15 protein-coding genes are annotated in these 17,341 nt (G+C 74.5%); 10 read left to right on the top strand and 5 right to left on the bottom strand.

Annotation, left to right across the window (positions count from 1 at the left end; translation table 11 throughout):
• Positions 1–18: 18 nt before the first annotated feature.
• Positions 19–1,395 (bottom strand): PhoH family protein, encoded by a 1,377-nt coding sequence (locus ACFQ80_RS12340; RefSeq protein WP_430549618.1) that lies wholly within the window; start codon positions 1,393–1,395, stop codon positions 19–21.
• A 258-nt stretch (positions 1,396–1,653) separates the two neighbouring features.
• Between ACFQ80_RS12340 and ACFQ80_RS12335 the strand changes: the two genes are divergently transcribed.
• A complete protein-coding gene (locus tag ACFQ80_RS12335) occupies positions 1,654–2,226 on the top strand; it encodes a DUF1697 domain-containing protein (protein ID WP_430563853.1) in 573 nt (190 codons plus the stop codon).
• A gap of 69 nt (positions 2,227–2,295) precedes the next feature.
• Positions 2,296–3,651 (top strand): Na+/H+ antiporter NhaA, encoded by a 1,356-nt coding sequence (gene nhaA, locus ACFQ80_RS12330; RefSeq protein WP_430563852.1) that lies wholly within the window; start codon positions 2,296–2,298, stop codon positions 3,649–3,651.
• Here the strand turns inward: nhaA and ACFQ80_RS12325 are convergent.
• Together ACFQ80_RS12325 and ACFQ80_RS12320 are read right to left on the bottom strand one after the other, a co-directional pair.
• Positions 3,617–4,396: a DedA family protein gene (locus tag ACFQ80_RS12325; RefSeq protein WP_430563851.1), complete on the bottom strand. Its 780-nt coding sequence runs from the start codon at positions 4,394–4,396 to the stop codon at positions 3,617–3,619. The two genes, nhaA and ACFQ80_RS12325, sit on opposite strands and share 35 nt — an antisense overlap.
• 85 nt (positions 4,397–4,481) lie before the next feature.
• Positions 4,482–5,399, bottom strand: coding sequence for a LysR family transcriptional regulator (locus ACFQ80_RS12320; RefSeq protein WP_430563850.1), 918 nt, complete (start codon positions 5,397–5,399; stop codon positions 4,482–4,484).
• A gap of 150 nt (positions 5,400–5,549) precedes the next feature.
• Between ACFQ80_RS12320 and ACFQ80_RS12315 the strand changes: the two genes are divergently transcribed.
• From ACFQ80_RS12315 to ACFQ80_RS12300, 4 genes are read left to right on the top strand one after another with little or no spacing between them, the layout of a single operon-like run.
• Complete coding sequence (locus ACFQ80_RS12315) at positions 5,550–6,935, top strand: MFS transporter (RefSeq protein WP_430549613.1); 1,386 nt, start codon at positions 5,550–5,552, stop codon at positions 6,933–6,935.
• Entirely contained in the window at positions 6,932–7,711 is a 780-nt protein-coding gene (locus tag ACFQ80_RS12310) for a 3-hydroxybutyrate dehydrogenase (RefSeq protein WP_430563849.1), read from the top strand. Before ACFQ80_RS12315 ends, ACFQ80_RS12310 begins: the two co-directional genes overlap by 4 nt.
• Entirely contained in the window at positions 7,708–8,511 is an 804-nt protein-coding gene (locus ACFQ80_RS12305) for a CoA transferase subunit A (RefSeq protein WP_430563848.1), read from the top strand. Before ACFQ80_RS12310 ends, ACFQ80_RS12305 begins: the two co-directional genes overlap by 4 nt.
• A gap of 3 nt (positions 8,512–8,514) precedes the next feature.
• A complete protein-coding gene (locus tag ACFQ80_RS12300; protein ID WP_430563847.1) occupies positions 8,515–9,168 on the top strand; it encodes a 3-oxoacid CoA-transferase subunit B in 654 nt (217 codons plus the stop codon).
• 12 nt (positions 9,169–9,180) lie between these two features.
• Here the strand turns inward: ACFQ80_RS12300 and ACFQ80_RS12295 are convergent, their stop codons facing one another.
• On the bottom strand, positions 9,181–10,608 hold the full coding sequence (locus tag ACFQ80_RS12295; RefSeq protein WP_430563846.1) for an MFS transporter: 1,428 nt from the start codon (positions 10,606–10,608) through the stop codon (positions 9,181–9,183).
• A 119-nt stretch (positions 10,609–10,727) separates the two neighbouring features.
• On the opposite strand from ACFQ80_RS12295, the gene ACFQ80_RS12290 reads away from it, so the two are divergent.
• Positions 10,728–11,420, top strand: a complete 693-nt coding sequence (locus tag ACFQ80_RS12290) for a helix-turn-helix domain-containing protein (protein WP_430563845.1) — start codon at positions 10,728–10,730, stop codon at positions 11,418–11,420.
• A gap of 79 nt (positions 11,421–11,499) precedes the next feature.
• Here the strand turns inward: ACFQ80_RS12290 and ACFQ80_RS12285 are convergent, their stop codons facing one another.
• Complete coding sequence (locus tag ACFQ80_RS12285; protein ID WP_430563844.1) at positions 11,500–12,999, bottom strand: helix-turn-helix domain-containing protein; 1,500 nt, start codon at positions 12,997–12,999, stop codon at positions 11,500–11,502.
• A 150-nt stretch (positions 13,000–13,149) separates the two neighbouring features.
• Between ACFQ80_RS12285 and aceA the strand changes: the two genes are divergently transcribed.
• The 3 genes from aceA (at position 13,150) to ACFQ80_RS12270 (ending at position 17,299) form a co-directional block, all read left to right on the top strand.
• Positions 13,150–14,463 (top strand): isocitrate lyase, encoded by a 1,314-nt coding sequence (aceA, locus tag ACFQ80_RS12280; protein WP_430563843.1) that lies wholly within the window; start codon positions 13,150–13,152, stop codon positions 14,461–14,463.
• Between the two features lie 59 nt (positions 14,464–14,522).
• The gene (gene aceB, locus ACFQ80_RS12275) at positions 14,523–16,262 is read left to right on the top strand and encodes a malate synthase A (RefSeq protein WP_430563842.1); all 1,740 of its coding nucleotides are present in this window, start codon (positions 14,523–14,525) and stop codon (positions 16,260–16,262) included.
• A 110-nt stretch (positions 16,263–16,372) separates the two neighbouring features.
• Entirely contained in the window at positions 16,373–17,299 is a 927-nt protein-coding gene (locus ACFQ80_RS12270; protein ID WP_430563841.1) for a DinB family protein, read from the top strand.
• The last annotated feature ends 42 nt before the right edge of the window (positions 17,300–17,341 follow it).

Raw genomic sequence — 17,341 nt, 5'->3', positions numbered from 1 at the left:
GCGGCGCGGCGCGCCCCGTCAGATCTCCAGCGACTCCAGCATCTCGGTGACCAGCGCCGCGACGGGCGACCGCTCGGAGCGCGTCAGCGTCACGTGCGCGAACAGCGGGTGGCCCTTCATCGCCTCGATCACGGCCGCGACGCCGTCGTGCCGCCCGACCCGCAGGTTGTCGCGCTGCGCGACGTCGTGCGTGAGGACCACGCGCGAATCCTGCCCGATGCGCGACAGCACCGTGAGGAGCACGTTCCGCTCCAGGGACTGGGCCTCGTCGACGATGACGAACGCGTCGTGCAGCGACCGACCGCGGATGTGCGTCAGCGGCAGCACCTCGAGCATCTCGCGGTCGATCACCTCGTCGACGACATCGGGCGAGACGAGCGCGCCGAGCGTGTCGTACACGGCCTGGGCCCAGGGGTTCATCTTCTCGGACTCGGACCCGGGCAGGTAGCCGAGCTCCTGACCGCCCACGGCGTACAGCGGGCGGAACACGATGACCTTGCGGTGCTGCCGGCGCTCGAGCACCGCCTCCAGCCCGGCGCACAGCGCCAGCGCCGACTTGCCGGTGCCGGCGCGCCCGCCCAGCGACAGGATCCCCACCTCGGGGTCGAGCAGCAGGTCGATGGCGATGCGCTGCTCGGCGGAACGACCGTGCACGCCGAAGACGTCCTGGTCGCCGCGGACGAGCCGCACCGTCTTGTCGGGCGTCACGCGCCCGAGGGCGGAGCCGCCCGGCGAGTGGATCACCAGCCCGGTGTGGCACAGCAGCGGCGACGCGGCCTCGACCACCTCCGGGTCGAGGGCGGCCAGCTCCACCTCGCCCCCCTCGTACAGGGTGCCCACCTGCTCGTCGGCGACGTCGATCTCGCGCATCCCGGTCCAGCCGGAGTCGACGGCGAGCTCGTGGCGGTACTCCTCCGCGCGCAGGCCGACCGCCGACGCCTTGACCCGCATCGGCAGGTCCTTGGAGACGACGGTGACGTCGCGCCCCTCGGCCGCGAGGTTGGCCGCCACGGACAGGATCCGGGTGTCGTTGTCGCCCAGCCGGAACCCGGCGGGCAGCACCTGCGGGTCGGTGTGGTTGAGCTCCACGCGGAGCGTGCCGCCGGCGTCGCCGACGGGGATGGCGGCGTCGAGGCGGCCGTGCTTGAGGCGCAGGTCGTCGAGCATCCGCAGCGCGCTGCGGGCGAAGTAGCCGAGCTCGGCGTGGTGCCGCTTGGCCTCCAGCTCCGTGATGACGACGACCGGCAGGACGACGTCGTGCTCGGCGAAGCGGTGGATCGCCCGAGGGTCGGACAACAGCACGGACGTGTCGACGACGAACGTGCGCGGGGCGGTGCCGTCCGGGTCGACGGCGTCGACGGTGTCGCGCTCAGGGACGGGTGCAGTTCGGGCCACGGCGAGCTCCCTCCAGGTGGACGGGCGGCCGCCCCGGGGGCGCCGCGCGGCGCCGGACCGGAGCCGGCCCTCCCGCACGGAGCGTGAACCCCATCGGCTGGCCTCCCCGAGGACGGCTGGACACCGTCCCTGCCGCCAAACTACGACGCTGTGATTCGCGCCACCACCCCCACGTCGGCGGGTCGGGAAGTTGTCACCCGGCGTTCACGCCCCGGACCCCGCCGCGACGCACGCGGGCAGGGCGAGCACCATGGAGCCGTGACCCCGAACCCCTCCAGGCCCACCGACGACCCGACCGCCTGGGTCGTGCTGCTGCGCGGCGTGAACGTCGGCGGCTCGCGCCGCGTGAGCTCCGCCGACCTGCGCGAGGCCGCCGCCACCGCGGGCCTCACCGACCCCCGCACCTACGCCAACAGCGGGAACCTGGTCGCGGTGGGGCCGGCGGACGACGCCGACGTCGCCGAGCGCGTCACCGCCGCGCTCGCCGCGCAGCTCGGTGGCGACCTGCGCGCCGTCGCCCTGACGGCGGAGCGCGTGGCGGCGTTCCTCGCCGCCGACCCGTTCCCGGACGCCGTCGCCGACCACCCGGCCCAGGTGCAGGTGCACGTCTCCCCCGCACCCGTGGACGCCGACGCCCTCGCGCGGCTGGCCGAGGGCCGGCCCGAGCGGTTCGCCGTCGTCGACGGCGTGCTCTACGTGGACTACGTGGCGGGCATCGGCCGGTCGAAGCTCACCCCGGCGGCGATCGACAAGGCCGCCGGTACCTGGACCACCGCCCGGAACTGGAACACCCTGACCAAGCTGGTCGGGATGGCCCGCGAGGCGACCTGACGGACGCCGGGGCCGGGCACCCGCCACGGACGTTAGGCTGGCCCGCGGGTGAGCCGGGAAGTCTGGTCGGTGGCACCGGCTGCAACGCCGGGAGACCAGCGACCCCACGACCGGACAGGAGAAAGAACCCTGACCTCCGAGACCGCCACCCAGCCCCTCGGCACCCGGCTCCGCCGCTTCGCCTCCCGCGAGACCACGGGCGGGGCGCTCCTCATCGGCGCCGCCCTCCTCGCCCTGATCTGCGCGAACGCCCCGTGGCGCGAGTGGTACTTCGCCCTGTCCGAGGCGGTGCTCGGCTTCGACCGGCTGGGGCCGCTGTCCGTGCACCTCGACCTCACGGTCGCGGAGTGGGCGGCGGACGGCCTGCTCGCGATCTTCTTCTTCGTCGTCGGCGTGGAGCTCAAGCACGAGTTCGTCGCCGGCAGCCTCCGCAGCCCGAAGGAGGCGGGTGTGCCGATGCTCGCCGCCGTCGGGGGCATGGCGGTGCCCGCCGTCCTCTACTCGGTGATCGTCGTCGCGCTGGGCGAGCCCGGAGCTCTCCAGGGGTGGGCCATCCCCACGGCCACCGACATCGCCTTCGCGCTCGGCGTGCTGGCCGTGTTCGGCAAGGGCCTGCCCGCCGCGGTGCGCACGTTCCTGCTCACCCTCGCGGTGGTCGACGACCTGCTCGCGATCATCGTCATCGCCGTCTTCTACACGGAGTCCCTGAACTTCGGCTACCTCGCCGCCTCGCTCGCCGTGATCGTGGTGTTCGGGCTGGTCGTCCGGTCCCGGCGGCCGTACTGGTGGATGCTCGTGCCGCTCTTCGCGGTGGCCTGGGCGTTCATGCACGCCTCCGGGGTGCACGCGACCGTGGCCGGCGTGCTCATGGGCTTCACGGTGGCGGCCCGGCCCACCCACCGCGAGGCGGTCCCGCGCACGCACCGCTACGAGCGGGCGGTCAAGCCGTGGTCGCAGGGCGTCGCGCTGCCGGTCTTCGCGTTCTTCGCGGCCGGCGTGGACCTGGTCGACGGCGGCGGCGTCACCGAGATCCTCGGGCAGCCGGTGGTCCCGGCGATCACCGTCGGGCTCGTGGTGGGCAAGCTGATCGGGGTGCTGGGCACGACGGCGCTGGTCACGCGCCTCACCCCGCTCCGGCTCGCGCAGGGCATCGGCGTGCGCGACCTGCTGCCCGTCGGCTTCCTCGCCGGCATCGGGTTCACGGTGGCGCTGCTCGTGTCCGAGCTGTCGTTCGGGCACGCGTCGGAGCACACGGAGGGCGCCAAGGCCGCCATCCTGCTGGGGTCGGTGATCGCCGCGGTGCTCGGCGCCCTCACCCTGCGCTGGGACGCCCGGCGGGCCCGCACCTCCGACATGAACCTCGACGGCGTCGACGACGCCGTCGCCGACTTCATCGGGGACGAGAAGGACCGCAGGGAGCACTGAGGGCGGCCGCGGCGCGGGCAGGGACCCGCGGCGCGGTGCCGCCCGCGAGCGCCGGCTCCCGCTGTGCCACGGCGGCTGCCCCCGATGCCGTCCGCGGCGCGGGCGCGGCACGACGGCCGCGGGCGGCCCAGGCCGTGAGGACGCGGTCGACGACGAACCCGAGCAGCGTGCCCACGACGATCCCGACGGCGACGGCGAGCAGCGGGTGGTCGCCCAGCGGCTGGGCGGCCACCACCCCGAGCAGCACGGACCACGTCGCCCACGCCAGGGACGCGACGGCCGACAGGCCCATGAAACGGCGCCGCGAGAACCCGACCGCGCCCGCGGTGACGTTGACCGCCGTCCGCCCGACGGGCACGAAGCGCGCCCCGAGGACGACGGACGCGCCGCGCCGCTCGAAGGAGCGGGCCGCCCAGGCGACGGCGCGCTGCCCGCGCGGGCCGCGCAGGAACGGGACGCGCGACGTGCCCAGGGCCCGCCCGAGCGCGTAGGCCACCTGGTCGCCGCACCAGGCGCCGAGGGCCGCGACGAGGACCACGAGCGCGAGGTTCACGCCCTGTCCGGTCTCGGCGCCCACCGCCATCATGATGATCACGGTCTCGCCGGGCACGGGCGGGAAGAAGCCGTCCGCCGCGGTCGCCCCGAAGAGCGCGGGGAACGCCCAGGCGGACGACACGAGCGCGAACAGCGTGCTCTCCAGCTGCCCCCAGACCTGGGCCAACCCGGTGGCGATCGCGTCGATCATGCCTCCCACCCTGCGGCGCCGGCCCCGCCCGCGACCATGGGGTGTGCCCCCGGTTCGACCCTGGGGGAACCCTGAGGCGCCCCGGTCAGCCCGGCCGGCCGCCGACGCCGAGGAGCGCCTCGCGGCTGCGTGCCACCTGGTCGCGCAGGGCCTCGAGCAGCGCCGCGACGGCGGGTCGCCGCCACGACTCCGGGTGCACCACCGCCCAGTACGGCAGCCGGTCGCGCACCTCGCCCGGGAGCAGGCGCACCAGGTCGGCGTGCCGGTCGGCCATGAAGCACGGCAGGAACCCGACGCCCGCGCCCGCCCGGGTGGCCTCGACGTGCACGAAGACGTTGGTCGACGTGAGCGCGTCGCGCATCCCGGGTACCAGCCGCCTCGGGGCGTCGAGCGCGTCCACCTGCAGCATCGAGTTCACGAAGTAGACCAGCCCGTGGTCCGCGAGGTCCGCCACCGTCGCCGGGGCGCCGTGACGCGCGAGGTAGTCCCGCGACGCGTACATGCCGAGCTCGTAGTCGCCGAGCCGCACGGCCTTGGCGCGACCCACCTGCGGCTCGCCCACCACGACCTCCACGTCCACGCCGGAGCGGTGCTGCATGGCGTGCCGGGTGACGGTGACGAGCTCGACGGACAGGTCCGGGTGGCGGTTGCGCAGCGCGGCCACCGCGGGCGACGCGACGTAGGCGCTGAACCCGTCGGTCGCCGTCATCCGCACGACGCCGGTGACCGGGTCCGGCTCGCCGTCCGGCGTGGCGAGACCGGAGACGGCCGCGGCGACCGCCTCGGCGGTGCGCGCGGCCCGCTCCCCCAGCCGCGTCAGCTCCCAGCCGTCGGCGCCGCGCACCAGCACCCGGCCGCCGAGCGCGCGCTCGAGCGCGGCCACGTTGCGGGCGACGGTCGTGTGGTTGACGCCGAGCACCTCGGCCGCGGTGGTGTACCGGCCGGTGCGGGCGACCTCGAGCAGCACGAGGAGCTGGTCGGGCGAGGGCGGCGTCGTCGGCACGCCGGCACCCTACTGCCCGCCGCACCCGCTGTGCATCCGTGCACACCACGCGTGCTCGGTTGGGCGTTGCGCGCACACGGCCGGGACCGGCAGCATCCTCGGCGTCAGGTGGCGACGACGCCACGGTGTCAACGACGACACGGAGGAACCATGGCCGCGGGCCAGAGCACGGCGCCGGACGGCGCGACGCACGGCACGGGCGACGGCGGCAGCGACCGCTCGTTGCTCACCAGGATCGTGTCCGCCTCGATGGCCGGCACGGTCGTCGAGTGGTACGACTTCTTCCTCTACGCGACCGCCGCGGCGCTCGTGTTCGACAAGGTGCTGATGCCCGCCATGGGCAACCAGTACGACGGCATCATCGCCGCCTTCGTCACGTACGCGATCGGCTTCCTGGCCCGTCCGCTGGGCGGCGTGATCTTCGGGCACCTCGGCGACAGGCTGGGCCGCAAGCACACCCTCCAGGTCACGATCATGATGATCGGCGCCGCGACCGTGCTCATGGGCTGCCTGCCGAGCTACGACGCGATCGGCCTCGCGGCGCCCGCCCTGCTCGTGCTGCTGCGCTTCGTGCAGGGCATCGCGCTCGGCGGCGAGTGGGGCGGCGCCGTGCTGCTCGTCGCGGAGCACGCGCCGGACCGCAGCCGCGCCCAGTGGGCCGCGTGGCCGCAGGCCGCCGTGCCGGTGGGCAACCTGCTCGCGACCGCCGTGCTGTGGATCATGTCCACCACGCTGTCCGACGCCGCGTTCCTCTCCTGGGGCTGGCGCGTCGCCTTCTGGCTGTCGGCCGTCGTCGTGCTGGTCGGCTACTGGATCCGCACCACCATCACCGACGCCCCCATCTTCGAGGAGGCGAAGGCCGAGCTCGAGGAGGGCACGACGTCGGGCTACGGCGTCCGCGACGTCGTCCGGCGGTACCCGCGCGGCGTGCTCACCGGCATGGGCCTGCGGTTCGCGGAGAACATCATGTACTACCTGGTGGTGAGCTTCTCGATCGTCTACCTCGGCACCGGGCTCGGGATGGACACGGCGTCGATCCTTGGCGTCGTCGCGATCGCCCACGCCTTCCACTTCGTCGTGATCCTGTGGGTCGGGCGCCTGGCCGACCGCCTCGGCCGCAAGCCCGTGTACCTCGCCGGCGCGATCCTGGGCGGCACCTGGGGCCTGTGGGCGTTCCCCGCGTTCGGCACGAGGAGCACCGTCGTGGCGCTCGTCGTCATCATGGTCGGCCTGCTGTTCCACGCGCTCATGTACGCCGGGCAGCCCGCCATCATGGCCGAGATGTTCCCGACCCGGATGCGGTACTCGGGGGTGTCGATCTCCTACCAGGTGACGTCGATCGTCGCCGGCTCGCTGGCCCCGATCCTCGCCACCACCTGGCTCAAGACCACCGGCTCGTGGTGGCCCACCGCCGTCTACCTGCTCGTGGCCGGCGCGATCACCACCGTGGCCGTGCTGAGCATGCGCGAGACCCGCGGCATCTCCCTGCGCGACCTCGACGCCCGCGACCGCGAGACCGCCGGGGCGGCGGCATGACGGGCGGCTCCACCCGCCCGTCGCCCGGCGAGCGCACGCTCGCCGGGCGTCGGGCCCTGGTCACCGGCGGCGCCTCCGGCATCGGCGCGGCCTGCGCGCGGGAGCTCGCCGCGCGCGGCGCCGAGGTGGTCGTCGCGGACGTGGAGCCCGACGGCGCGAAGCGCCTCGCCGACGAGCTCGGCGGCGAGGCGTGGGTCGTCGACCTCGCGGACACCCGCGCCCTCGACGACCTGCGTCTCGACGTCGACGTCCTGGTGAACAACGCCGGGATCCAGCGCGTGAGCCCGGTGCAGGACTTCCCGCCCGACGACTTCCGGCTCGTCCACCGCCTCATGCTCGAGGCACCGTTCCTGCTGGTACGTGCGGCCCTGCCCCGCATGTACGCCCGCGGGTGGGGGCGGGTCGTCAACGTCTCGTCGGTGCACGGGCTCGTCGCCTCGCCGTTCAAGGCCGCGTACGTCTCCGCCAAGCACGGCCTCGAGGGGCTGTCCAAGACGGTCGCGCTCGAGGGCGGGCCGCACGGCGTCACCAGCGTCTGCGTGAACCCCGGCTACGTGCGCACCCCGCTCGTGGAGGCGCAGATCTCCGGCCAGGCCGCCGCGCACGGGATCCCCGAGGAGGAGGTGCTGGCCCGGGTGATCCTGGCCGAGCCGGCGGTGAAGCGCCTCGTGGAGCCGGAGGAGGTCGCGTCGCTGGTGGGGTGGCTCACCGGGCCGGACGCGTCGATGGTCACCGGCGCCTCGTGGACGATCGACGGCGGATGGAGCGCGCGATGACCGGGCTCGACAAGGTGGTCGCGTCGGCGGCCCAGGCCGTCGCCGATGTGCCGGACGGCGCCTCGCTCGCCGTCGGCGGCTTCGGTCTCTGCGGCAACCCGGTCGCCCTGATCGAGGCGCTGCTCGCCCGGGGCACCACCGGCTTGTCCGTGGTGAGCAACAACTGCGGCGTCGACGACTGGGGCCTCGGCCTGCTGCTGGGTGCCGGGCGCATCCGGAGGATGACCAGCTCGTACGTGGGCGAGAACAAGGAGTTCGAGCGGCAGTTCCTCGCCGGCGAGCTCGAGCTGGTGCTCACGCCGCAGGGCACGCTCGCAGAGCAGCTGCGCGCGGGCGGCGCCGGGATCGCCGGGTTCTGGACCCGCACCGGCGTGGGCACGCAGGTGGCCGACGGCGGCCTGCCGCGCCGGTACGACGGCGCGGGCGGCGTCGCGGTGGCCTCGCCGCGCAAGGAGGTCCGCACCTTCGCCTCCGGCGACGGCGCCGACGCCGAGTTCGTGCTCGAGGAGGCGATCACCACCGACTACGCCCTCGTGCACGCGGCGCGGGGCGACCGGCACGGCAACCTCGTGTTCCACCGTTCGGCCCGCAACTTCTCCCCCCTCGCCGCGATGGCGGGGCGCGTGTGCGTGGCGCAGGTCGAGGAGCTGGTGGAGCCCGGCGAGATCGACCCCGACGACGTGCACCTGCCCGGCGTGTACGTGCACCGCGTGGTGCACGTGCCCGGCGGCGAGAAGCGGATCGAGAAGCGCACCACCACCCCGACGTCCACCGCGACGCCGGGCCGAGAGGAGGGCTGAGCCGTGCCGCTCACCCGCGACGAGATGGCCGCGCGCGCCGCGGCGGAGCTGGCCGACGGCTGGTACGTGAACCTGGGCATCGGCCTGCCGACGCTCGTGCCGAACCACGTGCCCGCCGGCCGCCACCTCGTGCTCCAGTCCGAGAACGGCCTGCTCGGCGTCGGCCCCTACCCCGCCGAGGCCGACGTCGATCCCGACCTGATCAACGCCGGCAAGGAGACCGTCACCCTGCTGCCCGGCGCCTCCGTGTTCGACTCCGCGACCAGCTTCGGCATGATCCGCGGCGGCAAGATCGACGCGGCGATCCTCGGCGGCATGCAGGTGTCGGCCGCCGGCGACCTGGCCAACTGGATGATCCCCGGCAAGATGGTCAAGGGACCCGGCGGCGCGATGGACCTGGTGCACGGCGCGCGGCGCGTGATCGTGCTCATGGAGCACACCGCCCGCGACGGCTCTCCCAAGCTGCTGCCGGAGTGCACCCTCCCCCTCACCGGCCGCGGCGTGGTGCACCGTGTCATCACCGACATGGCGGTGCTCGACGTCGGCCCGACCGGCTTCGTGCTCCGCGAGCTCGCGCCCGGGGTCACCGTCGAGGACGTCGTGGCGGCCACCGGCGCCCCCCTCACGGTGTCCCTCGACGCCGTGCGGGCCGCGTGAGCCGCCCAGCTCTCAGGCGGCGGCCCGTCGCGAGCGGGCCACGAGCACGAGGGCGACCAGGACGCCGACCACGCTGACCACGGTCGCGACCCAGAACGCGGCCGAGTAGGCGCCGGCCGGGTCGGTCGCGCCGGCCGCCAGGAGGGCCGTGACCACCGGGGCGGCCGCCGCGGAGCCCACGGTGCGCACGACGCTGTTGAGGCCGGTCGCCGCGCCCGTCTCCGTGGGCGGCGACCAGGTCACGACGAGCTGCGCGCAGATCGCGTACCCGATGCCGTTGCCGAGGCCGAGCACGGAGAACGCCACGACGACGGCCCACGGCGTCGCGGGCCAGAGCGCCAGGCCGACCGCGCCGACGGCCATGACCCCCGCGGCGAGCGCCCCGGTGCCGCCCGGGCCGATCCGCCGCACCAGGGCCGGCGTGGCGCGGCCGCCGAGGAAGACGAGCACGGCGCTGGGGAGCATGGCCAGGCCGGACACGGTGACGCTCATCCCGTGGCCGTACCCGGTACCCGCGGGCGCCTGCATGAGGAGCGGGAGCGCGACGTAGCAGACGTAGGGCACGAAGCCCACGGCCACGGTGAGCAGGCTGACGAGCACGATCGGGCCGTGGCGGAAGGTGCGCACGTCCACGACGGGGGCCGCCGTGCGACGCTCGACGAGCACCAGCACGGCGAGCAGCGCCACGCCGACCAGGCCGACGACGAGGGTCCGCGCGGAGGTCCAGCCCCACGCGCCGCCCTGCGAGACGGCGAGCAGCACGCCGACGAGGCCGCCCGCGAGCAGCGCGATGCCGGGCCAGTCGGTCCGGCGCCGCACGGCGGGCGCGCCGCCGCGCGGCACCCACGCGGCCACCAGCGCGCCCGAGCCGAGGATCAGCACGGCGCCGAGGACGAACAGCCAGCGCCAGCCGAGGGCGTCGACGACCACGCCGCCCACGACGAGCGCGGCGCCCGCGCCGAGGCCGATCATCCCGGGGATCCACCCGAACGCTGCCGCGAGCCGCGGCCCGGTCAGCACGGACCGCGCGAGCGCCAGGGCCAGCGGGAAGGTCGCGGTGCTCACGCCCTGCACCACGCGGGCGGCGAGCAGGACGCCGAGCGTCGGGGCGGCGGCCGCCACGAGGGTCGCCGCGGCGAACACGACGATGGTGCCGAGCAGCACGCGACGGTGCCCGAACCGGTCGCCGAGGTTGCCGACCACGGGCGCGAGGACCGCCCCGGCGAGCAGGAACGCCGTGAGGATCCAGCCGGTGCCCTGCGCGGTCGCACCGAGCTCGCGGCCGAGCGTCGGCAGCGCCGGGACGACGAGCGTCTGCATCAGGGAGAAGGCGAGCACGGCGGCGCTCAGCGCGAAGGTCACGCGGCCGGGGTGCCGCACGACGGTGGCGTCGGCGGGCTGGCCGGGGGCGGCGTCGGGCGCCGGGCTGGACGGAGGCACGGTCGTGCTCGCTCTCTGTGGTGGGGGTGGCTGCGCCTCGTCGCGCGTGGCCGATCGAAACGGAACGGAATACTCGTTCCGATTCACTCTAGCACCGGGAAGGCGGCTACCGTGAGGCCATGCCCTCCGCCCCCGCCGACGACCGCGCCGACGACCGACCGCTCCCCGGCCGGCTGCGGGAGGCGCGCGCCAACGACACCGCCGTGCTCGCTGCGGCGCGCGAGGTCTTCGCGGCCCAGGGGCACGGCGCCTCCATGGCCGACGTCGCCCGGCACGCGGGCGTCGGCGTCGGCTCGGTCTACCGCCGCTACCCCACCAAGGAGGCCCTGGTCGAGGCGCTCCACGTGCAGGCGGTGCGCGAGGCGGCGCGGCTCGCGACCGAGGTGGCGGACCAGTGCGGGACCGACGCGGTGCCCGAGGCCGACGGCGCCGTCGGCACGTTCCTCGCGCGGCAGATCACCGGCGCGTCCGGCCCCATCCTCCGGCCGCCGGGAGCCGGCGGGCCCCTCCCCGCCGACCTCGCCGCGGCGACCCGCGACCTGCGCGTCGGCCTCGAGCGCCTGGTCGCGTACGACCGCACCGCAGGCCTGCTGCCGACCGGGTTCACCACCGCGGACGTCATGCAGCTCCTGCTGCACCTGCGCCCCACGCTCCCCTTCCCCCGCGCCGAGGCGGACGCCCTGCACCTGCGCTACCTCCGGCTCGTCCTGGCCGGGCTGCGCTCCCGGGCGGGCGAGGACGCCGGCCTCGATGGCGCCGGGATCGGCGACGGCCCGAGCTGGGACGAGTGGGTCGGCGCCTGGCACGACTGAGCGCCACCACGGCCGTGCGCCGAGCAGGCGGTTGCGCACGGAATGCCTGCTCAGAACGTGCGCAACCGCATGGTCGGCGTCATTCGTCCCCGGGCGCGTGCCGCTCCAGGAACTCGTAGACCTCGGTCGTGTCCACGCCGGGGAACGCGCCGGACGGCATCGCCGCCAGCATCGACGCGTGCGGACGGGCACTCGGGAACGCGTGCCCGCCCCAGCGGCGGGCGAGCGGCTCTGCCGGGCGCCGGCAGCAGCTCTCGTCCGGGCAGCGCGACGTGCTGCGTGCCGTCGTCTCCCGCCCCAGGAACCACTTGACCTGCGCGTACGGCACGCCGACGCTCACGGAGAACCGCCCGTCGGGCGTGTCCTGCACCCGGGAGGTGCACCAGTACGTGCCGGTCGGGGTGTCCGTGTACTGGTAGTACGGGCTGAGCCGGTCGGCGATACCGAACACCACCCGCGCCGTCCAGTGCCGGCACACGTGCTGCCCCTCCACGGTGCCCAGCGGATCGGCAGGGAACCGCACGCCGTCGTTCTCGTACGCCTTGTGGATCGACCCCGACTCGTGGACCTTCATGAAGTGCACCGGGATGCCCAGGTGCCGGGTCGCCAGGTTCGTGAAGCGGTGCGCCACCGTCTCGTAGGAGACGGCGAACGCGTCGCGCAGGTCCTCCAGCGAGATCGACCGCCGCTCCTTCGCCTCGCGCAGCTGCTTGACCGCGTCACGCTCGGGCACCAGCAGCGCCGCGCACAGGTAGTTGGCCTCGACGCGCTGGCGCAGGAACTCGCGGTAGTCGCGCGGCTCGGCGTGCTCCAGCACGTGCGACGCGAGCGCCTGCAGCACCGCGGAGCGCGCCTCCGACCGTCCGCGGATCCCGTTGCTCGGCAGGTAGACGCGCCGGTGGAGCTGGTCGATGACGGCGCGCGTGGACTGCGGCAGGTCCGGCTCGTAGTGGATCGAGAAGCCGAGGTGGGCGGCGAGCTCCCCCACCGCCCGCTGCGGCAGCGGGCCGCGACCGTGCCCGACGTCGTCGAGCAGGCCGCGCGCGACGATCTCCAGGTCGGGGAAGTAGTTGTCCTGCGCGCGCATGTCGGCGCGCAGCTCCGTGTTCGCCCGGCGCGCCTCCTCCGGGGTCAGCGCGCGCTCGGAGTGCAGCCGCTCCAGCTCGCGTTGCAGGCCCACGATCGCCTCGAGCGCGTCGGTCGGGAGGGACTTGCCGACCTTCACAGGGTGCACGCCGAGCGCGGAGAAGAGCGACCCCCTTTGCACGCGCTCCAGCTCGATCTCGAGCGCGTCCCGGTGCGACGGCGCCTGGGCGGAGAGCAGGTCCTCCACGCTCGCGCCGAGGGCGCGGGCCACCGCCTGCAGGCGCGCGATCGTGGGCTCGCGCTTGCCGTTCTCGAGCATCGAGACCTGCGACGGCGCACGTCCGATGGCTTCTCCGAGCTGTTCCAGGGTCATGCCGCGGCGGGTGCGCAGGTGCCGGATGCGGCGGCCGATCGTCAGGGCGTCGGCCTCCTGGTCGATCGGCAGCGTCGCGTCGTCCCGGGTACCGGGCCGGGGGTCGGTCGAGATGGCCATGCTCGAGGGTGACACGTGCCACACCTTCCGTCCAGGAGAAGAACCCCGGAATTTCTCCTCAGAATTCCTGGCCGCGGGGTGGCACGGCACGCGAGGGTCGTGGTCATCGGCACCGCCACCGACGACCGAGACACACGAAAGAGGCTCGACATGACCGCCATCCTCGACTCCCGCAGCACCACCCGCGCCGGCGACCAGGCCCAGACGGCCACGCAGCTCGCCGAGCAGTGGGCCACCGACCCGCGCTGGGACGGCGTCAGCCGCGACTACACCGCGGAGGACGTCGTCGCGCTGCGCGGGTCGGTCGGCGAGGAGTTCACGCTGGCCCGGCGCGGCGCCGAGCGGCTGTGGCGCCAGCTGCACGAGGAGGACTTCATCAACGCGCTCGGCGCGCTGACCGGCAACCAGGCCGTGCAGCAGGTCAAGGCGGGCCTGCAGGCGATCTACCTCTCCGGTTGGCAGGTGGCCGGCGACGCGAACCTGGCGGGCCAGACCTACCCCGACCAGTCGCTCTACCCGGCGAACTCCGTGCCGGCCGTCGTGCGCCGCATCAACAACGCCCTGCTGCGCGCCGACCAGATCGACGTCTCCGAGAACGGCGCCCCGACGCGCGACTGGCTCGCCCCGATCGTGGCGGACGCCGAGGCCGGGTTCGGCGGGCCGCTCAACGCGTACGAGCTGATGCGGTCGATGATCGCGTCGGGCGCCGCGGGCGTGCACTGGGAGGACCAGCTCGCCAGCGAGAAGAAGTGCGGCCACCTGGGCGGCAAGGTGCTCATCCCGACCCAGCAGCACGTGCGCACCCTCAACGCCGCGCGCCTCGCGGCGGACGTGTCCGACGTGCCGTCCGTGGTGATCGCCCGCACCGACGCCGAGGCCGCCACCCTGATCACCTCCGACGTCGACGAGCGCGACCGCCCCTTCCTCACCGGCGGCCGCACGGGCGAGGGCTTCTACGAGGTGCGCAACGGCGTCGAGCCGTGCATCGCCCGGGCCAAGGCCTACGCCCCGTACGCCGACCTCATCTGGATGGAGACGGGCACCCCCGACCTCGAGCTCGCGCGCAAGTTCGCCGAGACCGTCAAGGCCGACTTCCCCGACCAGATGCTGGCCTACAACTGCTCGCCGTCGTTCAACTGGAAGAAGCACCTGGACGACGACACGATCGCGAAGTTCCAGCGCGAGCTCGGCGCGATGGGCTTCCGGTTCCAGTTCATCACGCTGGCCGGCTTCCACGCCCTCAACTACTCGATGTTCGACCTCGCCCACGGCTACGCCCGCGAGCAGATGGCCGCCTACGTGCGGCTCCAGGAGGCCGAGTTCGCCGCCGAGGAGCGCGGCTACACCGCGACCAGGCACCAGCGCGAGGTCGGGACCGGCTACTTCGACCGCGTGTCGACGGCGCTCAACCCCGACGCCGCCACCCTCGCGCTCGCCGGCTCCACCGAGGCCGCGCAGTTCTGAGAGCCGCAGGGCTCTGAACCTCCCCCACCCGCTCAGCCCCGACAGACCGGAGGCATGCCATGACCACGCTCACGTCCCCGACCACCGCCCCGGTGCCCGCCGTCGCGCCCGCCGTCGGCACCCCCCTCGCCGACACCGCGACCGACCCGTTCGTCTGGGGCGGGACGTCGCTCGCGGAGGGGCACCTCACCGTCACCGCCCCGCTGGAGGCGCGCGACGAGGAGATCCTCACCCCGGAGGCGCTGGCGTTCCTGGCGATGCTGCACGACCGGTTCGCCGACGACCGCACCGGGCTGCTGCTGGAGCGGCAGCGGCGGATGCGACGCGTCGCGGACGGCGAGGACCCGGACTTCAACCCCGCCACCCGGCCCGTGCGCGACGACCCGTCCTGGCGGGTCGCGGGCGCGGCCGGGGCACCGGGGCTGAGCGACCGACGGGTCGAGATCACGGGCCCGACGGACCCGAAGATGACGATCAACGCGCTGAACTCGGGCGCCCGGTGCTGGCTGGCCGACGCCGAGGACGCGCAGTCCCCGACGTGGCGCAACGTGGTGGAGGGGCAGCTCGCCCTGCGCGACGCGATCCGCGGCACGCTGACGTTCACCAACCCGGCGGGCAAGGAGTACGCGCTGCGCTCCTCCGACCTCACCGAGCTGCCGACGATCGTGTTCCGCCCGCGCGGTTGGCACCTGTTCGAGTCGCACCTGGCGTACACCGGGCCGGACGGCTCGACCCAGCCGGCGTCGGGCTCGCTGGTGGACTTCGGCCTGTACCTGTTCCACAACGCGCACGAGCTGGTCGCCCGGGGCCGGGGGCCGTACTTCTACCTGCCGAAGCTCGAGGGCTACCGCGAGGCGCGGCTGTGGAACGAGGTCTTCGAGGCGGCGCAGGAGGCGCTCGGCCTCCCGCGCGGCACCATCCGCGCGACCGTCCTCATCGAGACGCTGCCGGCCGCGTTCGAGATGGAGGAGATCCTCTACGAGCTGCGCGACCACTGCGCCGGGCTCAACGCGGGGCGCTGGGACTACCTGTTCAGCGTGATCAAGTGCTTCCGGAAGCGGGGATCGTCGTACGTGCTGCCCGACCGGGGGCAGGTGACGATGACCGCGCCGTTCATGCGGGCGTACACGGAGCTGCTGGTCGCCACGTGCCACAAGCGCGGGGCGCACGCCATCGGCGGCATGAGCGCCTTCATCCCCGACCGCCGCTCCCCCGAGGTGACCGAGCGCGCCGTCGAGCAGGTGTGGGCCGACAAGACGCGCGAGGCCCACGACGGCTTCGACGGCACCTGGGTGGCCCACCCGGACCTGGTCGAGGTGGCGCGCGGGGCCTTCGACGAGGTGCTCGGCGACCGCGAGAACCAGACCGACCGCCTGCGCGACGACGTCGAGGTGGGGCAGGCGGAGCTGCTCGACGTCGCCTCCGCCCGGCGCGGGGGCGCCACCGTGACGGCGGGCGGGCTGCGCACCAACGTGTCCGTGGGGCTGCGGTACATCGAGTCGTGGCTGCGCGGCACCGGCGCGGCGGCGATCGACCACCTCATGGAGGACGCGGCCACGGCCGAGATCTCCCGGTCGCAGGTGTGGCAGTGGGTCGCGTCGGGCACGACCACGGACGACGGCCTGCCCATCACCCGCGTGCGCTGCGAGGCCGTGCTGCGCGACGTCCTGCGCGGCCTGCCCCGGTTCGCCGGCGACCGCTTCGAGGACGCCGCGGCACTGTTCCGCGAGGTGGCCCTGGGCGAGGAGTTCCCGCCGTTCCTCACCACCGGCGCGTACGCCCGCTACCTGGCCGGCTGAGCGCCCTCCCGTCTGTCGCCGAACAGGCGGTTGCCACCGTGATCGCGACCCAGGGGGGCCGACAACGGTGGCAACCGCCTGTTCGGCGTCGCCTCGGGCAGGATCGAGGGATGACGACGACGCTGCGCGAGCTCCTGCTGGGCCAGGTCGAGTTCTACTGGGACGTGCACCTGTGGCCGCGGCTGCATGGCCTGACGGATGACGAGTATCTCTGGGAGCCGGTCGACGGCGCATGGAGCCTGCGGCGTGACGACGCGGGCACCGTCCGGATCGAGCTGACGCCGGTGGACCCGCCCGTGCCGCCGGTGACGACGATCGCGTGGCGCTGCGCGCACCTGGGGCGCGACGTCTGGGGCAAGCGGGGCCGCGCGCTCTTCGGCCCCACGCCCGCCCCCGCGGACGCCGACATGTTCGACGCACGGCACTGGCCGGAGCCCCTCCCGCTGACCGCCGGCGGCGGCCTCGACCTCCTGCGCGAGGGGTACGGGCTGTGGCGCGATCACCTCTCGCGGCTCGACGACGACGCGCTCGCCGCGCCGCTCGGGCCCCGCGGCGGGCCGTACGCGGAGGACTCGCTCGCCGCCCTCGTCGTGCACCTCAACCGCGAGGCGATGGCGCACGGCGCCGAGATCTGCCTGCTGCGCGACCTCTACCGCGCGCAGAGTCAGCGCCGCGACCCCCTCGTCGCGACGGCGCTCGGCGGCAGCGCGGCCGACCTCGAGCGGATGCTCCGGCTCGACGGCGGGCTGGGCGACCTGCCCGACCGGCACCCGACTCTGGTCGTCGAGCTGGCCGGGCTGGGCCGCTGGGACGTGGTCCGGTCGCTCGTGGAGCGCGGCTTCCCGGTCACGGTCGCGGCCGACGACGGCGCCACGGCACTGCACTTCGCGGCCACCACCGGCACCCCGGGCGACGCCCGGCGGCTGCTCGACCACGGCGCCGACCCCGCGGCCGTCGACGGCCGCTTCGGGACGACGCCGGCCGGCTGGGCGGACTTCCTCGGCCGCACGGAGCTGGCCGAGGTGCTCACCCCCTGACCGCCGAGCATGCGGTGGCGCACCTTCTGAGCGCTCAGAACG

The organism is Isoptericola sp. NPDC056578 (genome assembly GCF_042793275.1).
Lineage (GTDB): Bacteria > Actinomycetota > Actinomycetes > Actinomycetales > Cellulomonadaceae > Isoptericola.
The sequence above is the reverse complement of the archived record's forward strand: the minus strand, read 5'-3'. Positions and strand labels throughout refer to the sequence as shown.

What these genes read in the sequence shown, in the direction of transcription:
- aceB (WP_430563842.1), top strand. Translation starts at nt 14,523, where the DNA reads ATGACCACGCTCACGTCCCCGACCACCGCCCCGGTGCCCGCCGTCGCG.
- ACFQ80_RS12285 (WP_430563844.1), bottom strand. Translation starts at nt 12,999, where the DNA reads ATGGCCATCTCGACCGACCCCCGGCCCGGTACCCGGGACGACGCGACG.
- ACFQ80_RS12310 (WP_430563849.1), top strand. Translation starts at nt 6,932, where the DNA reads ATGACGGGCGGCTCCACCCGCCCGTCGCCCGGCGAGCGCACGCTCGCC.
- aceA (WP_430563843.1), top strand. Translation starts at nt 13,150, where the DNA reads ATGACCGCCATCCTCGACTCCCGCAGCACCACCCGCGCCGGCGACCAG.
- ACFQ80_RS12315 (WP_430549613.1), top strand. Translation starts at nt 5,550, where the DNA reads ATGGCCGCGGGCCAGAGCACGGCGCCGGACGGCGCGACGCACGGCACG.
- ACFQ80_RS12325 (WP_430563851.1), bottom strand. Translation starts at nt 4,396, where the DNA reads ATGATCGACGCGATCGCCACCGGGTTGGCCCAGGTCTGGGGGCAGCTG.
- ACFQ80_RS12270 (WP_430563841.1), top strand. Translation starts at nt 16,373, where the DNA reads ATGACGACGACGCTGCGCGAGCTCCTGCTGGGCCAGGTCGAGTTCTAC.
- ACFQ80_RS12290 (WP_430563845.1), top strand. Translation starts at nt 10,728, where the DNA reads ATGCCCTCCGCCCCCGCCGACGACCGCGCCGACGACCGACCGCTCCCC.
- ACFQ80_RS12305 (WP_430563848.1), top strand. Translation starts at nt 7,708, where the DNA reads ATGACCGGGCTCGACAAGGTGGTCGCGTCGGCGGCCCAGGCCGTCGCC.